The organism is Streptomyces odontomachi, assembly GCF_024435355.1.
Taxonomy (GTDB): domain Bacteria; phylum Actinomycetota; class Actinomycetes; order Streptomycetales; family Streptomycetaceae; genus Streptomyces; species Streptomyces odontomachi.
This window is the reverse complement of sequence record NZ_JAMJWG010000010.1, coordinates 118,324-135,844: the sequence shown is the minus strand read 5'-3', so window position 1 is coordinate 135,844 and position 17,521 is coordinate 118,324. Positions and strand designations below refer to the sequence as shown.

At 71.9% G+C, this 17,521-nt stretch carries 12 protein-coding genes; 6 read left to right on the top strand and 6 right to left on the bottom strand.

Features of this window, described 5'->3' with window-relative positions; all coding sequences use genetic code 11:
• Positions 1-48: 48 nt before the first annotated feature.
• On the bottom strand, positions 49-1,068 hold the full coding sequence (locus NQO67_RS21595; RefSeq protein ID WP_255951747.1) for an aspartate-semialdehyde dehydrogenase: 1,020 nt from the start codon (positions 1,066-1,068) through the stop codon (positions 49-51).
• Positions 1,069-1,311: 243 nt separating this feature from the next.
• Between NQO67_RS21595 and NQO67_RS21590 the strand changes: the two genes are divergently transcribed.
• Both NQO67_RS21590 and NQO67_RS21585 read left to right on the top strand, forming a co-directional pair.
• Complete coding sequence (locus tag NQO67_RS21590; protein ID WP_255951902.1) at positions 1,312-1,794, top strand: NUDIX hydrolase; 483 nt, start codon at positions 1,312-1,314, stop codon at positions 1,792-1,794.
• A gap of 259 nt (positions 1,795-2,053) precedes the next feature.
• On the top strand, positions 2,054-3,820 hold the full coding sequence (locus NQO67_RS21585) for a TIGR03767 family metallophosphoesterase (protein WP_255951746.1): 1,767 nt from the start codon (positions 2,054-2,056) through the stop codon (positions 3,818-3,820).
• Between the two features lie 10 nt (positions 3,821-3,830).
• On the opposite strand, the gene NQO67_RS21580 is transcribed toward NQO67_RS21585, so the two are convergent.
• Both NQO67_RS21580 and pepN read right to left on the bottom strand, forming a co-directional pair.
• On the bottom strand, positions 3,831-4,835 hold the full coding sequence (locus NQO67_RS21580) for a hypothetical protein (protein ID WP_308295684.1): 1,005 nt from the start codon (positions 4,833-4,835) through the stop codon (positions 3,831-3,833).
• A 1,190-nt stretch (positions 4,836-6,025) separates the two neighbouring features.
• Positions 6,026-8,689, bottom strand: coding sequence for an aminopeptidase N (pepN, locus tag NQO67_RS21575; protein ID WP_255951744.1), 2,664 nt, complete (start codon positions 8,687-8,689; stop codon positions 6,026-6,028).
• Between the two features lie 301 nt (positions 8,690-8,990).
• Between pepN and NQO67_RS21570 the strand changes: the two genes are divergently transcribed.
• Positions 8,991-9,632, top strand: coding sequence for a mycothiol-dependent nitroreductase Rv2466c family protein (locus NQO67_RS21570; RefSeq protein WP_255951743.1), 642 nt, complete (start codon positions 8,991-8,993; stop codon positions 9,630-9,632).
• 191 nt (positions 9,633-9,823) lie between these two features.
• Here NQO67_RS21570 and NQO67_RS21565 read toward each other — a convergent pair whose 3' ends face one another.
• Positions 9,824-11,440 carry an amino acid permease gene (locus tag NQO67_RS21565; RefSeq protein WP_374119045.1) on the bottom strand — a complete coding sequence of 539 codons (1,617 nt, stop codon included), beginning with the start codon at positions 11,438-11,440 and terminating at the stop codon, positions 9,824-9,826.
• Positions 11,441-12,129: 689 nt separating this feature from the next.
• Here NQO67_RS21565 and NQO67_RS21560 point away from each other — a divergent pair.
• Positions 12,130-12,723: a biotin transporter BioY gene (locus NQO67_RS21560; RefSeq protein ID WP_255951742.1), complete on the top strand. Its 594-nt coding sequence runs from the start codon at positions 12,130-12,132 to the stop codon at positions 12,721-12,723.
• A 251-nt stretch (positions 12,724-12,974) separates the two neighbouring features.
• Here NQO67_RS21560 and NQO67_RS21555 read toward each other — a convergent pair whose 3' ends face one another.
• On the bottom strand, positions 12,975-14,420 hold the full coding sequence (locus tag NQO67_RS21555; RefSeq protein WP_255951741.1) for an amino acid permease: 1,446 nt from the start codon (positions 14,418-14,420) through the stop codon (positions 12,975-12,977).
• A gap of 310 nt (positions 14,421-14,730) precedes the next feature.
• Here NQO67_RS21555 and NQO67_RS21550 point away from each other — a divergent pair, with 310 nt between their 5' ends.
• Together NQO67_RS21550 and NQO67_RS21545 are read left to right on the top strand one after the other, a co-directional pair.
• Entirely contained in the window at positions 14,731-15,204 is a 474-nt protein-coding gene (locus NQO67_RS21550; RefSeq protein ID WP_255951740.1) for a ribose-5-phosphate isomerase, read from the top strand.
• 116 nt (positions 15,205-15,320) lie between these two features.
• Positions 15,321-16,154 (top strand): Fpg/Nei family DNA glycosylase, encoded by an 834-nt coding sequence (locus tag NQO67_RS21545; protein WP_255951739.1) that lies wholly within the window; start codon positions 15,321-15,323, stop codon positions 16,152-16,154.
• A gap of 110 nt (positions 16,155-16,264) precedes the next feature.
• On the opposite strand, the gene NQO67_RS21540 is transcribed toward NQO67_RS21545, so the two are convergent.
• The gene (locus NQO67_RS21540; protein WP_255951738.1) at positions 16,265-17,503 is read right to left on the bottom strand and encodes a GNAT family N-acetyltransferase; all 1,239 of its coding nucleotides are present in this window, start codon (positions 17,501-17,503) and stop codon (positions 16,265-16,267) included.
• Positions 17,504-17,521 lie beyond the last annotated feature (18 nt).

Sequence of the window (17,521 nt, the reverse complement as noted above, 5' to 3'; positions counted from 1 at the left end):
TTATGGGCCGCTCATGCGCGGTTATGGGCACGCTCGTGCGCCCGCGTCCTACTCCGCGGCCACCAGCTCCGCGATCTGCACCGCGTTGAGCGCGGCGCCCTTGCGGAGGTTGTCGCCGGAGACGAACAGCGCCAGGCCGTTCTCCACCGTCTCGTCCGCGCGGATCCGGCCCACGTAGGTGGGGTCCTGGCCGGCGGCCTGGAGCGGGGTCGGGATGTCGGAGAGCACCACGCCGGGGGCGGCGGCCAGCAGCTCCTGGGCGCGGGCCACGCTCAGCGGACGGGCGAAGCGTGCGTGCACCTGGAGGGAGTGGCCGGTGAAGACGGGTACGCGCACGCAGGTGCCGGAGACCCTCAGGTCGGGGATCTCCAGGATCTTGCGGGACTCGTTGCGCAGCTTCTGTTCCTCGTCGGTCTCGCCGAGGCCGTCGTCGACGAGGTTGCCCGCGAACGGCAGCACGTTGAAGGCGATGGGCCGCTTGTAGACGCCCGGCTCGGGGAAGTCCACCGCCGCACCGTCGTGCGTGAGGCGGTCCGCCTCGTCGACCACCTTCTGCGCCTGGGCGTGCAGCTCGGCCACGCCTGCCAGACCGGACCCGGACACGGCCTGGTAGGTGGCGACGACCAGGGCTTCCAGGCCCGCCTCGACGTGCAGCGGCTTGAGCGCCGGCATGGCGGCCATCGTGGTGCAGTTCGGGTTGGCGATGATGCCCTTCGGGCGGTCGGCCGCGGCGTGCGGGTTCACCTCGGAGACCACCAGCGGGACCTCGGGGTGGCGGCGCCAGGCGGAGGAGTTGTCGATCACCACGGCGCCCTGCGCGGCGACCCGCTCGGCCAGCGCCTTCGACGTCGCGCCGCCCGCGGAGAACAGGACGATGTCCAGGCCCGTGTAGTCGGCGGTGGCGGCGTCCTCCACCGTCACCGGGGTGCCCTTCCAGTCGAGTGCCGTGCCGGCGGACCGCGCCGAGGCGAACAGGCGCAGCTCGTCCAGGGGGAAGTCCCGCTCGTCGAGGATTCTGCGCATGACTGTGCCGACCTGACCGGTCGCTCCGACGATTCCGACCCTCACGAGTACTCTCCTTGGCTAGCTGTCCTGGCTGTCATCCTGGCCCCGGTCCGGTGCGGGCCCCATGATGCGTATCTCCGACGTCGTGCTGTCCAATCAATTGTCCGCCAGGTGGGACGGACCGCCAGGTGGGAAACATCACGGCGGGTGCGCGTGAGAGCCGTCCGCGCGGGCCTCCCGTTCCCAGGGCCCGTTCCCGGGGGCCGTGCGTCGCCACCGTCGCCCGCCTACTGTCTGCGCATGCAGATGCGGAAAGAACTCAGAGTCGCCGCCTATGCCGTATGCGTACGGGACGGGCAGGTGCTGCTGGTCCGCTGGGTCAGCCGGCAGGGTGACGAGAAGCGCTGGACGCTGCCGGGCGGCGGCATGGACCACGGCGAGGACCCCTACGACACCGTGATCCGCGAGGTCGAGGAGGAGACCGGGTACACCGCCCGGCCCACCGTCCTGCTCGGCGTCGACTCGGTGCTGCGCCGCTACCCCCGGCCACTCGGAGTGACCGCCGACTTCCATGGGCTGCGCCTCGTCTACGAGGGATTGATCACCGGCGGCACCCTGCGCCACGAGACCAACGGCTCCACGGACCTCGCCGCCTGGTACCCGCTGGACGAGGTGGCGGCGCTGGACCGGGTGGAACTGGTCGACTCCGGTCTCGCGCTGTGGCGCGACCGGCCGGCCGACGGCCGCCCCCTCTCCGCCGGCCGCAGCACGCCCGACCGCGACCGCTGACCGCGACCGCTGACCGCGGCACCGCGCTCACCTACCCCGAAAAGTGAACTCCCCGTAACCGCTCGCCCTCCGGGGAACGAGGGCTCCGTGGCCGATCGGCGTGGCCGTGATCCACGTCGGGCGATCGGCGTTGCCCGTTGCCGTCGCGTTCACGTGCAGCTCATCCCAGGTGCCGAGCATCTCGTAGAGCGGAGGTTCGCCACCCCGAGCCGTCCGCGCCCTGAAGACGACGCGCTCGCACTCGGGGAGAGAAGCGCCCATGCCGCGCCTACGCTCTGTCGCCGCATCCGCCACCGCATCCGCCGCATCCGCCGCCACCACCGTCACCAAGGCAGTGGACCGCCGTACCCTCCTGACCGCCGCCGGCACCGCCGCCCTGACCGCGGGCATCGGCTACGCCGTCGGCGCCTCCGGCGGCGAGGCAGCCGGGGCCACGCCCCCCATCGCCATGTCCCGCGAGGCCCCGCCCCCACCGCTCGCGCCCTACCAGGCCGGCACCACCCTGGAGACCGTGGCCGCGCCCCGTGGCTCCGGCGGCTTCCGGCGACTCGGCGACGGCCCCGGCTGGCAGCGCGTGGTGCGCGCCGAACTCGCGGCGCCGCACGCCGGGCGGTCCGGGCGGCGGACCACGCTGGCCGCGTTCGTGCAGTTCACCGACCTGCACCTGGCGGACGTCCAGCATCCGCTGCGCTTCGAGTACCTGCGATCACGCGAGCCGAACGGCTGGCGGCCGCACGAGGCGCTGACCGTCGCCGGCGCCGTCTCGCTGGTGGAGCGGGTCAACGCGCTGCGCGGTGCGCCCGTCACCGGTGCCCCGCTCCAGTTCGTGATGACCACCGGCGACAACACCGACAACAACGCGCGCTGCGAGCTGGACTGGTTCCTCACCGTCATGAGCGGCGGCGCCCTCACCCCCAACACCGGCGACCCGCACCGCTACGAGGGCGTGCAGGATTCCGGCGCCGCCCTCTACTGGCACCCCGAGGACGCCACCCTGCGCGACACCGACAAACAACTCGGCTACCCGCACATCCCGGGCTTCCTCGACGCCGCCGTCCGCGGCCTGCACAGCCCGGGCCTGAACCTGCCCTGGTACGCGACGGTGGGCAACCACGACAGCCTGGCCGGCGGCTGCTACGGCGCCACCAGCGCCTACCTGCGGGACTTCGCGGTCGGCGACCGCAAGCTGATCACGTTGCCCGGAGCCGAGACCACGGCCGTCTACGAGGGCATCTACCAGCACACCGATCCCACCGGCGCGCACCTCGAACGCGTGCTACGCGGCGCACGACGGCACATGCGGACCATCACCCCCGACGACTCCCGCGCCCCCTACTCCGTCGAGCAGTACCTGACGGCCCACCTCGACCCCGCTCACCAGGGCCTCGGTCCCGTCGGCCACGGCTACACCGCCGACAACGTGGCCGCCGGCACCCAGTACTACACGTTCCGCATCGCCGACGACGTGCTCGGCATCAGCCTGGACACCACCGACCCCGGCGGCTCCTACGAGGGATCCCTCGGCACCGCGCAGCTGAGCTGGCTGAAGAGGATCCTCGCCGACCACCGGGACACCTACGTCCTCGTCTTCAGCCACCACACCAGCACGACGCTGGACAACCGGCGGCCCGACCCGGGCCGGCCGGACGAGGACCGGCACGGCGGCGCCGAACTCGTCGAGATGCTGCGCGCCCATCCCCACGTGCTGGCCTGGGTCAACGGGCACAGCCACCGCAACACGATCACCCCGCACGGCACGTTCTGGGAGATCACCACCGCCTCGCACGTCGACGATCCGCAGCTGGCGCGCGTCGTGGAGCTGGTCGACAACCGGGACGGCACGCTGTCGGTGCTCAGCACCCTCGTGGAGTCGGCCGCGCCGCACCGCACCGACGTCGCCGACCTGTCCCAGACCGGGCTCGCGGCGCTCTACCGGGAGCTGGGCGCCAATGCGCCCGGACGGCGTCTTGACCTCGCGGGCAGCGCGGCGGACCGCAACGTGGAACTGCTCCTCGCCAAGCCGTGAGGGCCCCCGGTCACCGGGGCAGGACCCGTACGTACGCCGCCGGTTCGAGGTCGGCCGCGACCATCAGGGCGGCCCGGACCAGGGTGGCCTGGTCCTGCGGGGATCTGCACAGGGCCTGCGGGGAGAGCTGGACGACCGTGATGCCCAGACGGGTCAGGTGGTCGGGCCGGTGCGCGGAGTCGGACCACAGGGTGTCCTCCGCCCAGGGGCGGACGTCGGCGCGCGGTGCTCGCGTGTCGAGCTCCAGGGCGACCGCGTGCTCGGGCCAGTAGGCGTCGACGGGGCCCAGGTGCGGGCCGCCGGGCAGGCGCAGGTCGACGTTCCAGAGCGGCTCGGGGAGCCGGTGGTCGTGCACCATCCGGTGCAACAGCCCCTCCGCCAGCCTCCGGTCACCGTCGACCAGGGACGCGACGGCTTCGGCGATCACGGGGGCGTCCAGCAGCCGCCCCCGGCACAGCTCCGCCATCACGGCGGCCGGATCGCCGTGCCCGCCGCACAGCACCTCCGCCAGGATGCCGTGGACCGTGCCGGCGTCGGTGAGCCAGGCCACCGCGTCCGCCACCGCACGCGGCACCGGGGCCACCGCCACGCCGTGGACCAGCTCAGGATCCGGCAGCCGTGCCCCGCGCAGCACCCGCGCGAAGGAGACCGACCGCAACCGCCGGGTGCGCGGCACGAGCACGTCGATCCGCTCCAACGCGGACAGCGCGGGCACCGACGCGAACCCGCGCAGGGCGAGCGCCGCAAGACCCGTGACCATCGCATCGCCACTCCCGCCATACGATGCATCGCCGTCGGCACCGGGCGCCGGCGGGCGGGCCGCGTACAGGAGCGCCGCGTGCACCCGCTCCTCCGCGCCGGGCGGCGCCGGGTGCAGCAGAAACACCCCCGGCAACACCTGCTGCCAGCCCCCACCGGGCCGACACCGCTCACGCGCCACGGCAGCGGCGACGCCGTGCGCCCGCAACTGCGCCGCGTTCATCACACGCCGCTGCACCTGACTGAGATGACTCAAGGGCCGGGGAGAAACCGGAGTGTTGTGGCTCATGCCCGCCAATGTCCCCACCCGCCCGCCCCCCTTGAACCCTTGTTACAAACCCGTCGACAAACACGGACAAGACCCACAGAACCCACCAAACTAACGTTCCCGGCACACCCATACGCCTCCCACAACCCACCCCACAGACCACCCACCGCGCCAGGACCGGCGGCCCCCGAATGAGATGCGACCCACGGGGCTGTGGTTCGTGTGCGGCTCTCGTCGCGGGGGCGGGGGAGGACCGACGCCTCGGGCGTGAAGAGGCGCGGGCTGTGATGGTGCGCGGCCTTGCAGCGCGGGCGCGACGGGGGCATTGCCGTGGGGCGTGAAGGCGCGCGGGAGAGGTGACGCCGCGGGCGTGAAGGGGCGGGGGCGGATTGGTGTGCGGCTCCGTCGTGGGGGCGTGGCGGGGGCATTGCCGTGGGGCGTGAAGGGGCGCGGGCCGGTATTGGTGTGTGGCTCTGTCGCGGGGTGCGGCGGGCGTGACGCCGAGCATGAGAAGGCTTACGGGGTTGGGTTCGTGTGCGGTCTTGCCGCGGGGCGCGGGAGAGGTGATGCCGTGGGCGAGAAGGGGCGGGGTGCCGGTTTGATGTGCGGCTCCGTCGTGGGGGCGTGGCGGGGGCATTGCCGTGGGCGTGACGCCGCTCATGAGAAGGGGCGGGGCCTGTGTCCACGTGCGGCTTTGCCGCGCGACGGGGAGGGGCAACGCCGCGGGCGTGAAGCGGCGCGGGCTGTGATGGTGGGCGGCTCGGCCGCGCGGGCGTGGCGGGGGCGACGCCGCGCACGTGAAGGGGCACGGGTCGATATTGATGTGCGGCTCCGCCGCACGGGCGCGACGGGGCAACGCCCCCGGAGTGAAGGGGCGCGGGGAACTGCGCGACAAGCCACGACGATCGCGCAGATCGCCACCGTCCAAGAGGGTCGCCCCCGACCGATCCAGGCCACCGGCCTGGCACCATCCCCGGGCGAAGCCCGAACCCACCGGGCTACGGGCGAAGCCCGAGCCTGCCGAGAAGCCCCGTTGGAACCCCGGGCGCCCCGCCCGAGACTAGCCCCGGGCGCCCCCGGCCAAGGCGCCCCCGGGGACTCCCCCGGCCAAAGACCCCCCGGGGGGCACCCCGGCCAAAGCGCCCCCGGCACCCCCCCGGCCAGGGCGGACGGACCCCCTAGTCCGCCCTGGCATCGCAGGACTGCCCCCGCAACGCCCGCCCCAGATCATCCCGCGCTTCGAGGACCAGTCGTCGAAGCGCCGGCGGCGCATCCCGGTGTGACTCCAGCCAGGTGTCGGCCATCTCGAGGCCCTCCTGACCCTGGAGCATCGGGAAGAGTCCCCGGACGACGTCCATCCCGATCTGGATGGACCGCTCCCGCCACACCCGTTCGATCACCTCGAAGTACTGGCTCGCGTACGGCGCGACCAGCTCCTGCTGCGACGCCGGCGCGAAACCGGAGATCACCGTGCCGACCATCGCGTTCGACAGCGCACGGGACTCGACCACGGACTGCCAGGCGGCCGCCTTGACGTCGGCGGACGGCCGCGCCGCCAGGCACCGCACCTGGTGCAGCTTGCCGGACGCGGTGTCGTCCCGGGCCAGTTCGGCGGTGAGCACGCCCTCGTCGGCGATGCCGTGTACCGCCAGCGGGTGGAGGAACGCCCAGCGCAGCTCCTGGTCGACGTCGAGTCCGTCGATGACGACGCCGCCGTCCAGCAGGCCCTGCAACACGTCGAGTTCGGTCTTCTCGCCGGCCACCGAGGCGAAGAACCGCGCCCACACCAGCTGCTGCTCGCTGCCGGGCGCGGCCTGCCGCAGCTCGGCCAGCGCGCCCTGCGCCAGCAGCCGGCCGGCCTCCTCGCGCCAGTCGGGCGCCACGTAGTGCACCAGGGCGCTGTGCGCCCAGGAGTGCACCATCTGGAGCATGCCGATGTGGTCCTCCCGGTTGGCGAACCGCAGCACCAGGTCGATGAATTCCCGTGCGGGCAGCTGCGCGTCCCGGGTCATGTTCCACAGCGCCGACCAGCACAGTGCGCGCGGCAGCGGCTCCAGGATGTCGCCGAGGCCGTCGCGCAGGGTGGCCAGCGAGGTCTCGTCGAAGCGGATCTTGGCGTACGTCAGGTCGTCGTCGTTGACGATGATCAGCTCCGGCGCGTCGGCGCCGGCCAGCTCGGGGACGACGGTGCGCGCGCCGTCCACATCGATCTCGGCGCTCGCGTAGCGCACCAGCGCGTTCGGCTCGACGCCGTCCACGTCCGCGCGCCGGTACAGTCCGATCACCACCCGGTGCGGGCGCAGCGTGGGATGCGCCTCGGGAGCCTCCTGGACGACGGCCAGCTCACCGATCCGACCCGTCGCGTCCAGCACCACCTGCGGGGTCAACGACACCAGCCCCGGGGTCTGCAACCACAGCCGCGACCAGGCCCGCATGTCGCGCCCGGACGTCTCCTCCAGCACCGCCAGCAGGTCCTCGAGCCGGGTGTTGCCGTAGGCGTGCCGCTTGAAGTAGCGCCGGGCGCCCTCCAGGAAGGCGTCCTGCCCGGCGTAGGCCACCAGCTGCTTCAGGACCGAGGCACCCTTGGCGTAGGTGATCCCGTCGAAGTTGAGCTTGGCGTCCTGGAGGTCATGGATGTCGGCGGTGATGGGGTGGGTGGACGGCAGCTGGTCGGCGCGGTACGCCCACACCTTGCGCCGGTTCGCGAACGTGATCCAGCCGTCCGTGTAGCGGGTGCCCCCCACCAGCGAGAAGTAGCCCATGAAGTCGGCGAAGGACTCCTTGAGCCACAGGTCGTCCCACCACTGCATGGTGACCAGGTTCCCGAACCACATGTGGGCCATCTCGTGCAGCACCACTTCGCTCCGGTGCTCGTACGAGGTCTGGGTCACCCGGCCGCGGAAGATGAACGACTGCTCGCGGAACGTCAGGCAGCCCGGGTTCTCCATGGCGCCCAGGTTGTACTCGGGCACGAAGAACTGGTCGTACTTGCCGAACGGGTACGGGTAGTCGACGTGGTCGTGGAAGAAGTCCAGGCCCTGCTTGGTGACGAGGAAGATGTCGTCCGCGTCGAAGTGCCGCGCCAGGCTCTTGCGGCAGCCCGCGCCGAGCGGGACCTCCAGGGTGCTGCCGTCGTCCAGCGTGCGCGTGTAGGAGTCCGTCACGTAGTGGTACGGGCCGGCGACGACGGTGGTGATGTACGTGGAGATCGGCTTGGTCTCGGCGAACCGCCACACGGAGTCGACCAGCTCACCGGCACCGTTGCTCCACACCGTCCAGCCCTCCGGCGCCCGCACCTCGAAGCGGAACGGCGCCTTGAGGTCCGGCTGCTCGAAGTTGGCGAAGACGCGGCGGGCGTCGGCGGGTTCGTACTGGGTGTAGAGGTAGACCTCGTCGTCCTCCGGGTCGACGAACCGGTGCATGCCTTCGCCGGTGCGGCTGTAGGCGCACTGCGCGTCCACCACCAGCTCGTTGTCGGCCGCGAGGTCCTCCAGGGCGATCCGGGAGCCATCGAACACGGCCCTGGGGTCGAGGTCCCGGCCGTTCAGCGACACGGCGGTGACGCTCGGTGCGATCAGGTCGGCGAACGAGGTGGCGCCCGGCTCGGCGCAGCGGAACCTGATCGTGGTGACCGAGCGGAAGGTACGCGCGTCCTCGTCCCCGCCTGGTGCTTCGTCCTTCCCCTGGGGGTGCCTCCCACGCCCTTCAGGCAGTGGGGGAGTCTTGCGGGCCTGGGAGGTGTCCCCAGCCGAGCGCAGGTCCAGCGCGACCTCGTACGCGTCCACGGACAGCAGCGCCGCCCGCTCCCTGGCCTCGTCACGGGAGAGGTTCTCACCGGGCACGAGCGGCCCTCCTTGTGTGATCATCGACGGATGGCGCACCGCTGGGTGCGGCACGTGGCGCGTTACGCGCGTGGACGGCTCTGATCCTGCCATGCGGGGCTTCTCCCGCACAGTTGGGAATGGCACGGATGACCAGTGGTGTTCTGTGGAGGGGGACGGCCCTTGCGGCGTCCACCGCGAGCGACGGTCTGACGCGACCCTCACCACCTGCATGATCAGCGGCGTGGTCGAGTACAGGCGAGTACAGGACCGTACGGCTGAATATGAGCCTTGTGAGTCTTGCGCATTCTTGAGGAGAGACATGGCAGCCACGTCAGCGAAGAAGACGCCCGTCGACTTCTGGTTCGATCCGCTGTGCCCCTGGGCCTGGATGACCTCCCGCTGGGTGTTGGAGGTGGAGAAGGTGCGGGACATCGAGGTCACCTGGCACGTGATGAGCCTGGCCGTGCTCAACGAGCCCAAGCTGGACACGCTGCCGGAGCAGTACCGGGAGGGCATGAAGCAGGCCTGGGGCCCCGTTCGGGTGGTGATCGCAGCCCAGGAGCAGCACGGTCCGGAGGTGCTCGGCCGGCTGTACACCGCGCTCGGCACGCGGTTCCACAACCGCGGCGAGGGCCCCACACGGGAGGCGATCCTGGGCGCCCTGGAGGACGCCGAGCTGCCGGCCTCCCTCGCGGACTACGCCGACTCCGACGAGTACGACACCCAGCTGCGCGCCTCGCACAAGGTGGGCATCGACAAGGTCGGCCAGGAGGTCGGCACCCCCGTGATCGCGGTGCCGGGTCCGGACGGCGAAGAGGTCGCCTTCTTCGGACCGGTCGTCACGCCGGCTCCCAAGGGCGAGGCGGCGGCCCAACTCTGGGACGGCACCCTGATGGTCGCCTCCATCCCCGGCTTCTACGAGATCAAGCGGACGAGGACGGTCGGGCCCATCTTCGACTGAGCCCGGCCTCTCGACCCCTGCGTCTCCGACCTGCCGAAGGCCCCCGCGGATGTCGTATCACCGCGGGGGCCTTCGGCATGTCCGGCTGATTTCAGGGCTCAGGGCTCGGGGCTCAGGGGTGGGTCAGGAGCGATCCCTGCGTCCGCCGCAGGCAGGGCAGCCGCGGCAGAGCGGCCGGGTGGCTGGGTGGCTCAACGGGAGCGCGCCTCGCCCGACCGGCGCGCCCGCAGCTCCCGCAGGCCCGCGCCGACCAGCACGATCACGAGCGCATACGTGGACCACAGGACCTGGGGCCGCGCCGTCGAGTCGTTCAGCATCAGCCCGAGCACCGCGGCCATCAGCGCCAGCGTCGCCCAGGTCAGCCACGGGAACGCCCACATCTTCAGGACCAGCCGCTCGGGGGCCTCCTGCTCCAGCCGGCGCCGCAGCCGTAGCTGCGAGATCGCGATCAGGGCCCACACGTAGAGCAGCACGGCCCCGACCGCGTTGAGCATCTTGAGGAAGACGGTGTCCGGCCACTCCAGATTGAGCAGCACCGAGACGAAGCCGAACGCCACGGAGGCGAGCACCGCCCGACGCGGCACGCCACCCGTGCCGGCGCCGCCCGAGCCGCCGGAAGTGCCGGAAGTGCCCGAAGCGCCGGAACCGGTGGCGCCGTCCTGGGCGCCCTTGGCGGCGCCGTCCGCGGCGGCCAGGCCGGGGACCGGAAGCCCACCGGAGACCTTGAGCAGGCCCTTCGGTGCCTCGCCCCGCTGGGCGAGCGAGAAGATCATCCGCGAGGAACCGTAGAGGTTGGCGTTGAGCGCGGACAGCAGCGCCACGAAGACGACGATGTTCATGATCTGGGCCGCGGACGGCACCCCGATCGAGTCGAGCACGGTGACGTACGGGCTGATCCCGGCCTGCTGCGCGGTCCACGGCAGCACCGTGACGATGACCAGCATCGAGCCGACGTAGAAGAAGACGATCCGGACCACCGCGCTGCGCACCGCGCGCGACACCGAGCGGGCCGGGTCGTCGGACTCCGCGGCCGCGATGGTGACGACCTCCAGGCCGCCGAAGGCGAAGACGACGGCGAGCACGCCGGAGAGCACCCCGTCCCAGCCGGCGGGCAGGAAGCCGCCCTTGGCACCGGTGAGGTTGTCGAGCGCGACCGCGTGGGTGTCCGGCAGCAGCCCGAAGATCGCCAGCACGCCGAGCGCCAGGAACAGCACGATCGCGGTGACCTTCAGCGCGGCGAACCAGAACTCGAACTCGCCGAAGTTCCGCACCGCCGCCAGGTTGGTCACGGTGAAGACCACCATGAAGATCAGCACCCAGGCCCACTGCGGCACCGAAGGCGCCCAGCCGTGCGAGATCTGCGCGGCCCCGGTCGCCTCCACGGCGAGCACCACGACCAGCATGAACCAGTACAGCCAGCCGGCCGTGAAGCCGGCCCAGCGGCCGAGCGCGCGCTCGGCATGCACGGAGAACGAGCCCGAGGCGGGCAGCGCCGCCGACATCTCGCCCAGCATCCGCATCACCAGCATCGCGAGGATCCCCGCGATCAGGTACGACACGATGATGCCGGGCCCGGCGACGGTGATACCGGCGCCGGATCCGACGAAGAGCCCGGCGCCGATGACGCCGCCCAGGCCCAGCATCGTGAGGTGGCGCTGTTTGAGGCCGGTCGAGAGCGGCTCGCTCCCGGCGGTGAGTGAGGTCGTGGCGGGGGCGCCGGGAGGGGTGGTGGCGTCCGCGACGGCCGCGCTGGCCCGAGTGGATCCGGTGGTCTCGGGCGCGGACCTGTCTGGTCCCTGTTGGTCCATGGTGTGCGCTTTCGGTGGTGTGTCGGTGGGGGGTTGTGGTTGGGGGGGTGATGAGGGGTCGCGATCGGGGGTGTGATCTTTTGATTGTGATCTTTTGACGGGTTCGGGCGGGCCCCGGTCCCGTGGTGGTGCGGTGCTACGGCGTCCGGGCCGTGGTGGGAGCGGACGGGGCCGACAGCGGGGTCCGACGGCTGGGCCGGGCGCCGGCCCTGACGGCAGCACCGGCCGGCCGCGCGCGCTCGGACGGCCCGGGCCCGCTGCGGCGTCGGACGATCGACGTTAGCGGCTCGGCGCCGTACCGGAACGGGGGAGGGGTGATCTCCAGACGCTCCGGCTCGGGCGCCGGAATCGTCTTTCTCCTGCTTTACCACCGCGAACTTCCCTGCCGCCCAAGGGGTTCGAGCTGCGTCCCGAGGGCTGCGCCCAGGGATACACACGCGAACGCGAACCGCCTGTGATGAGCATCACGCCGTCAGCGGTCTTGGAGTGCCGTCCTTGTGCGGAAGACACCAAGCGTGCGGTTCGTACTTGTGACCGACTGACGGTGAGCCGCGCCCGGTACCTGGGATAACGTCACGCTGTCCCGATCTGTCCGTGATCATGATCATGATCGTGATTGCGGTGGGTGCCGCCTCGCCCGACCCTGATCAGGACCCTGTCCCGTTCGACTTCGACCCCGCGGAGCCCCGATGAGTACCGCTGCCGTCTCCTACCGTCCCGGTGAGGTCCTCGCCGACCTGCTGCCCGCGTCGTCCGGTGCGCGCGCCCGTGCGCGTGACGCCGTGCTCGTCGTCGGCGGTGCGGCGCTGACCGGCCTCGCCGCACAGCTCGCGGTGCCCGTGCCCGGTTCACCGGTGCCGGTGACCGGACAGACCTTCGCTGCCCTGCTGGTCGGCACCGCGCTGGGCCCCGGCCGGGGCCTGCTCTCCCTCGCCGTGTACGCGCTCGTCGGGATGGCCGGAATGCCGTGGTTCGCAGGCGGCCAGGCCGGGCCGGGCGGTGCGTCCTTCGGCTATGTGCTGGGCATGCTGCTCGCCGCCGGGCTGACCGGTGCGCTGGCGCGGCGCGGCGGGGACCGCTCGGTGCTGCGCACCGCCGGCACGATGGTGGCGGGGTCCGTGGTGATCTACGCGGTCGGCGTGCCGTACCTGGCGGTGGCCACCGGGATGTCGGCCACCCAGGCCGTTGCCGCCGGGCTCACCCCGTTCCTCATCGGGGACGCGGTGAAGGCCGTCCTCGCGATGGGTGCGCTGCCGGGAGCCTGGCGACTCGCCCGCCGGTGACGGGGCGCCTTTGGCGCCCCGTCCTGGGGTGCGGTCGGGCGCGTGCCGCGTGCCGCGTGCCGCGTGCCGCGTGCCGCGTGCCGCGTGCCGCGTGCCGCGTTCGCGGTTGGGCGCGGGCCCGGTGGTCGGAGCGGTCCGGGGTGCCCCCTTGGGGCGGTGGCGGGCTGCCGGCTTCGTCGTGGCTGGTTGCGCAGTTCCCCGCGCCCCTTTGGGGGGCGCGGGTGCCCGCAGCCCTTTGACCCCGAGCAGCCTCAGGGTGCGTCGGGGCCATTGTCGCCGCGGCGCCTCTTCGCCAGCGACACCGTCACCACCAGCGCCGCCACCAGCAGGGACAGCAGCACCTGGGTGCGGCCTGCGGCGTCGGTGAGCATGTAGGCCAGGACGAAGACGATCATGCCGATCGTCACCCAGGTCAGATACGGGAACAGCCACATCCGCACCACCAGCCGTTCCGGCGTCTCGCGCAGCACGATGCCCCGCATCCGCAGCTGGGTGCAGCAGACGACCAGCCACACGAAGAGGGCGACCGCGCCGGAGGAGTTCAGCAGGAAGGCGAAGACGGTGTCGGGCCAGCGGTAGTTGAAGAACACCGCGAGGAACCCGAAGAGCACCGATCCGAGGATCGCCGCGCGTGGCACGCCCCGTGCACTGGTACGAGCCATCGCCCGTGGCGCGTCACCCCGCCTGCCCAGGGAGAACGCCATCCTGGACGCCGTGTACAGGCCGGAGTTGAGGCAGGACAGCACCGCCGTGAGCACGATCGTGTCCATGACCTGGCCGGCGTGCGGGATGCCGATGGAGTCCAGGGCGGCCACGTAGGAGCCGTCTGTGGTGATCGACGCCTCGTTCCAGGGCAGAAGCAGCAGCACGACGAAGATCGAGCCGAGGTAGAACACGGCGATCCGCCAGATCACGCTGTTGGTCGCCCTGGTCACGGCGCGCTGGGGATGCGTCGACTCACCGGCCGCAAGGGTGACGATCTCGCTGCCCATGAAGGAGAAGACCACGGTCAGGGCGCCGGTGAGCACGGAACCGGGACCGTGCGGCAGGAAGCCGCCGCTGTCGGTGAGATGGCCGAATCCGGCGCCCCCGTGCCGCGCCCCCGGCAGCATCCCGAAGGCGGCCAGCAGGCCGACCGCGATGAAGGCGACGATCGCCACCACCTTGATCCCGGCGAACCAGAACTCGAACTCGCCGTACGAGCGCACCGAGGCCAGGTTCGAGACGGTGAGCAGGCTCATCACGGCCAGCGCGAAACCCCACTGCGGGATCGCGGGCAGCCAGCCGTTGAGGATCACGGCACCCGCGGTCGCCTCCACCGCCAGCACCACGACCCAGAAGAACCAGTAGAGCCAGCCGATCGAGAACCCCGCCCAGTGGCCCAGCGCCCGGTCGGCGTACTCCGAGAAGGAGCCGGACGCCGGCTGTGCCGCGGCCATCTCGCCCAGCATCCGCATCACGAGCACGACCATCGTGCCGACCAGCGCGTACGAGACGAGGATCGCGGGCCCCGCGGCGGTGATGCCGGCGCTGGACCCGACGAACAGGCCGGCCCCGATCACCCCACCGATGGCGATCATGGACAGATGGCGGCTCCGGAGCCCCGGCCGCAGAGCGTCGCCACCCCCTGCCTCCGTGGGTGTCCGATGGTCTCCCGGGCCGGTGTCCGGGTGCGCAGGAGACGGCCGCGAGGGCATGGGGGCTCCTTGGGTCATCAGTCCGCCAGGTCATCGGCCGTCAGAGGGGGTCGGCTCGCGGGTCGTCCGGTAGCGCCCTCATCGCGACATGCCACCCGACATCCCAGTACATCTCATTACGTCTCAGGTCATCTCGCTTCGTATCAGTATGCCTTCGTACGGATGCGGAAGATCGGAAGAAATGAATCCGGAGCGTTGTACGACGTCGTGGCCGGGACGGGCGTGTCGCCGCAGGTCCGAACGACACGTGCAGGCGTCCGCCGGCCACCCTCGGGCCCCGGCGCGCCGGCGGCATGCCACACTCGACGCCATGCGCGTGTACCTCGGCTCCGATCATGCCGGCTACGAACTGAAGAACCACCTCGTCGAGTGGCTGACGGCCCAGGGCCACGAGCCCGTCGACTGCGGCCCCGCCGTGTACGACGCCGACGACGACTACCCCCCGTTCTGCCTGCGCGCCGCCGAGGGCGCGGCCGGCGACCCCGAGGCGCTGGGCATCGTGATCGGCGGCTCGGGCAACGGCGAGCAGATCGCGGCGAACAAGGTCAAGGGCGTGCGTGCCGCGCTCGCCTGGAACGAGCAGACCGCGGCGCTCGGCCGCGAGCACAACAACGCCAACGTGATCGCCGTCGGCGCCCGCATGCACAGCGCCGACGAGGCCACCAAGTTCGTCGAGATCTTCCTGAGCACCCCGTTCTCCGGCGGCGAGCGGCACGCCCGCCGTATCGCGATGCTCTCCGCCTACGAGACCACCGGCGACCTGCCGCCGCTGCCACAGCCGTAGCGCCCCGCCTCGGTGCCCCCTTCTCGGCGGCGCACCGGGGCGTCCTGGAGGCGCCACCCGGGACGTCGTGGAGACAAGCAGAGACAGTCGGGACAAGGGAACGAGGAGGTCGGGCCGTGCCCGAAGGGCACACGATCCATCGGCTGGCGGCCGACCACAGCGAACGCTTCCTCGACCATCCCGTGGGCGTGACCAGTCCCCAGGGCAAGTTCTCCGACGCCGCCGCACTGCTCGACGGCACCGTGCTGACCGATGCCCAGGCGCACGGCAAGCACCTCTTCCTGGGCTTCGGCGCGTCCGCCCCGGCCGCCCACTGGGTCCACATCCACCTGGGGCTCTTCGGCAAGGTCGGCTTCGGCACCCACCCCGTACCGCCGCCCACCGACACCGTACGGCTGCGGCTCGTCGGCCGGGACGCCTACGCGGACCTGCGCGGCCCGGCGACCTGCGCGTTGGTCACCGACGCCGAGAAGGAGGCCGTGCACGACCGGCTCGGCCCCGACCCGCTGCGCGCCGACGACGTCGAGGGCGACGGCGCCGATCGGGCCTGGCGGCGGATATCCCGCAGCCGTACCAGCGTTGCCGCCCTGCTCATGGACCAGAAGGTGATCGCCGGCGTCGGCAACGTCTACCGGGCCGAGGTGCTCTTCCGGCACGGTATCGACCCCTACCGCACCGGCCGGGACCTCACCCGCGCCGAGTGGGACGCCCTCTGGGCGGACCTGGTGGCCCTGATGCGCGAGGGCGTGCGCACCAACCGCATCGACACGGTGCGCCCCGAGCACACCCCCGAGGCGATGGGCCGCGCGCCCCGCGTCGACGATCACGGGGGCGAGGTGTACGTGTACCGCCGGGCGAACCTGCCCTGCCACCTCTGCGGCACGGAGATCCGCACCGCCGGCCTCGCCGCCCGCAACCTCTTCTGGTGCCCCGGCTGCCAGACCCGCTGACGCGTCCGCCGCGGCCCCGCCCGGGCGCCCTGGGTCCCGTCGTCAAACTCCCGTCGTTGCCCGAAGGGCTGCATGGCGTCGCCGGGCAGACGGGAGTTTGACGACAGGGCCTAGAAGCCGTAGGGCAGCCAGGGCGCCACACCGGCGCCGAACGCCGTCGACGCCTCCGCGAGCGCACCCCCGCGCAACTCCCGCACCCGGCCGGCGCCGGCCAGCGACATCAGCGTGCTGCCGCCGAGGTAGGCCGCGCCCAACTCGGTCACCGACAGCGCCAGGTCCGCCGCGTCCGAGGTGCGCTCGCAGCACACGTCCTTGCCGGTCTCGGCGGTCAGCCGCCAACGACCCGCGTTCCAGGGGCAGAAGTCGTCCGCCACCTCCAGGACGACATCCAGGGGCGCCTGGTACGCACGCGCCTGGAGAGCGGCGCCCACGTCCACCAGACGCACATGGAGCCCGTCGCGCACCTGGGCCCGGCAGCGCCGGATGTCGGACACCAGATGCTGCACGGGATCGTCCACCGGACGGGACCGCGCCACCACGGACGTCGTCAGGTCGATCTCGCAGAGGAACCGCCACAGCGCCGCGTACGCACCCGGGTCCAGCGCCTCCAGGTCACGCAGGAGGATCGTTCCGGTGGGCCCGGACCGGTCCCAGGACGGCTTGTTGTGGAACCGGGCGTAGCCCACGACCTCGCCCGCCCGCTCGGCGAGCACGCACTGCAAGGGCGAGCCGCCCTGCCGTTCGGTCGGCGAATCGAGCAGCGGCAGCCGCTGCCACCCGGAGCCCGGCTCCCGCCGCAGCATCCCCGGCCGCCGGGTCACCACCCGCTCGTACACGGCCTCGCACACCGCACCCGCAGCGACCGGCGCGGCGAACCGCAGCCGCACGTCACCGGCGCTCTCGGGCACCGTCACCCGCACCCGCTGGGTGTCGATCTCCAGGCTCAGCGCCAGCGTCCCGACGGCATAGCCGAACCTGCCGTAAATGGCCGGCTCGGACGCCGTCAGCACCGCCAGCGCCTCGCCGCGGGCGTGCACGTCGTCGAGTTGCCGCCGCATCAGCGTCGTCAGCAGACCGCGCCGTCGGTGGGTGGCGGCGACGCTGACCATGGTGACCCCGGCCGCGGGCAGCACCGCACCGCCCGGCACCACCACACGGAACGAGAACGCGCCCGCCGTACCCACGCATTCGCTGCCGTCCCAGGCACCCAGCGAGCGCTCGTACTCCGTGAGGTCGTTCCACAGGGCGCGATCCTCCGGCGACTCCTCCACACCGCCGAACGCCCGCTCAAGTGTGGCGTACCACACATCCCACTCGGACGCGTCCAGCACTCGTACCTCTGGTGTCATACGGCATCCATACCAGGA

Coding starts and splice junctions, on each gene's coding strand:
- NQO67_RS21565 (WP_374119045.1), bottom strand. CDS start 11,440: ATGGACCAACAGGGACCAGACAGGTCCGCGCCCGAGACCACCGGATCC.
- NQO67_RS21555 (WP_255951741.1), bottom strand. CDS start 14,420: ATGCCCTCGCGGCCGTCTCCTGCGCACCCGGACACCGGCCCGGGAGAC.
- NQO67_RS21570 (WP_255951743.1), top strand. CDS start 8,991: ATGGCAGCCACGTCAGCGAAGAAGACGCCCGTCGACTTCTGGTTCGAT.
- NQO67_RS21590 (WP_255951902.1), top strand. CDS start 1,312: ATGCGGAAAGAACTCAGAGTCGCCGCCTATGCCGTATGCGTACGGGAC.
- NQO67_RS21560 (WP_255951742.1), top strand. CDS start 12,130: ATGAGTACCGCTGCCGTCTCCTACCGTCCCGGTGAGGTCCTCGCCGAC.
- NQO67_RS21550 (WP_255951740.1), top strand. CDS start 14,731: ATGCGCGTGTACCTCGGCTCCGATCATGCCGGCTACGAACTGAAGAAC.
- NQO67_RS21585 (WP_255951746.1), top strand. CDS start 2,054: ATGCCGCGCCTACGCTCTGTCGCCGCATCCGCCACCGCATCCGCCGCA.
- NQO67_RS21540 (WP_255951738.1), bottom strand. CDS start 17,503: ATGACACCAGAGGTACGAGTGCTGGACGCGTCCGAGTGGGATGTGTGG.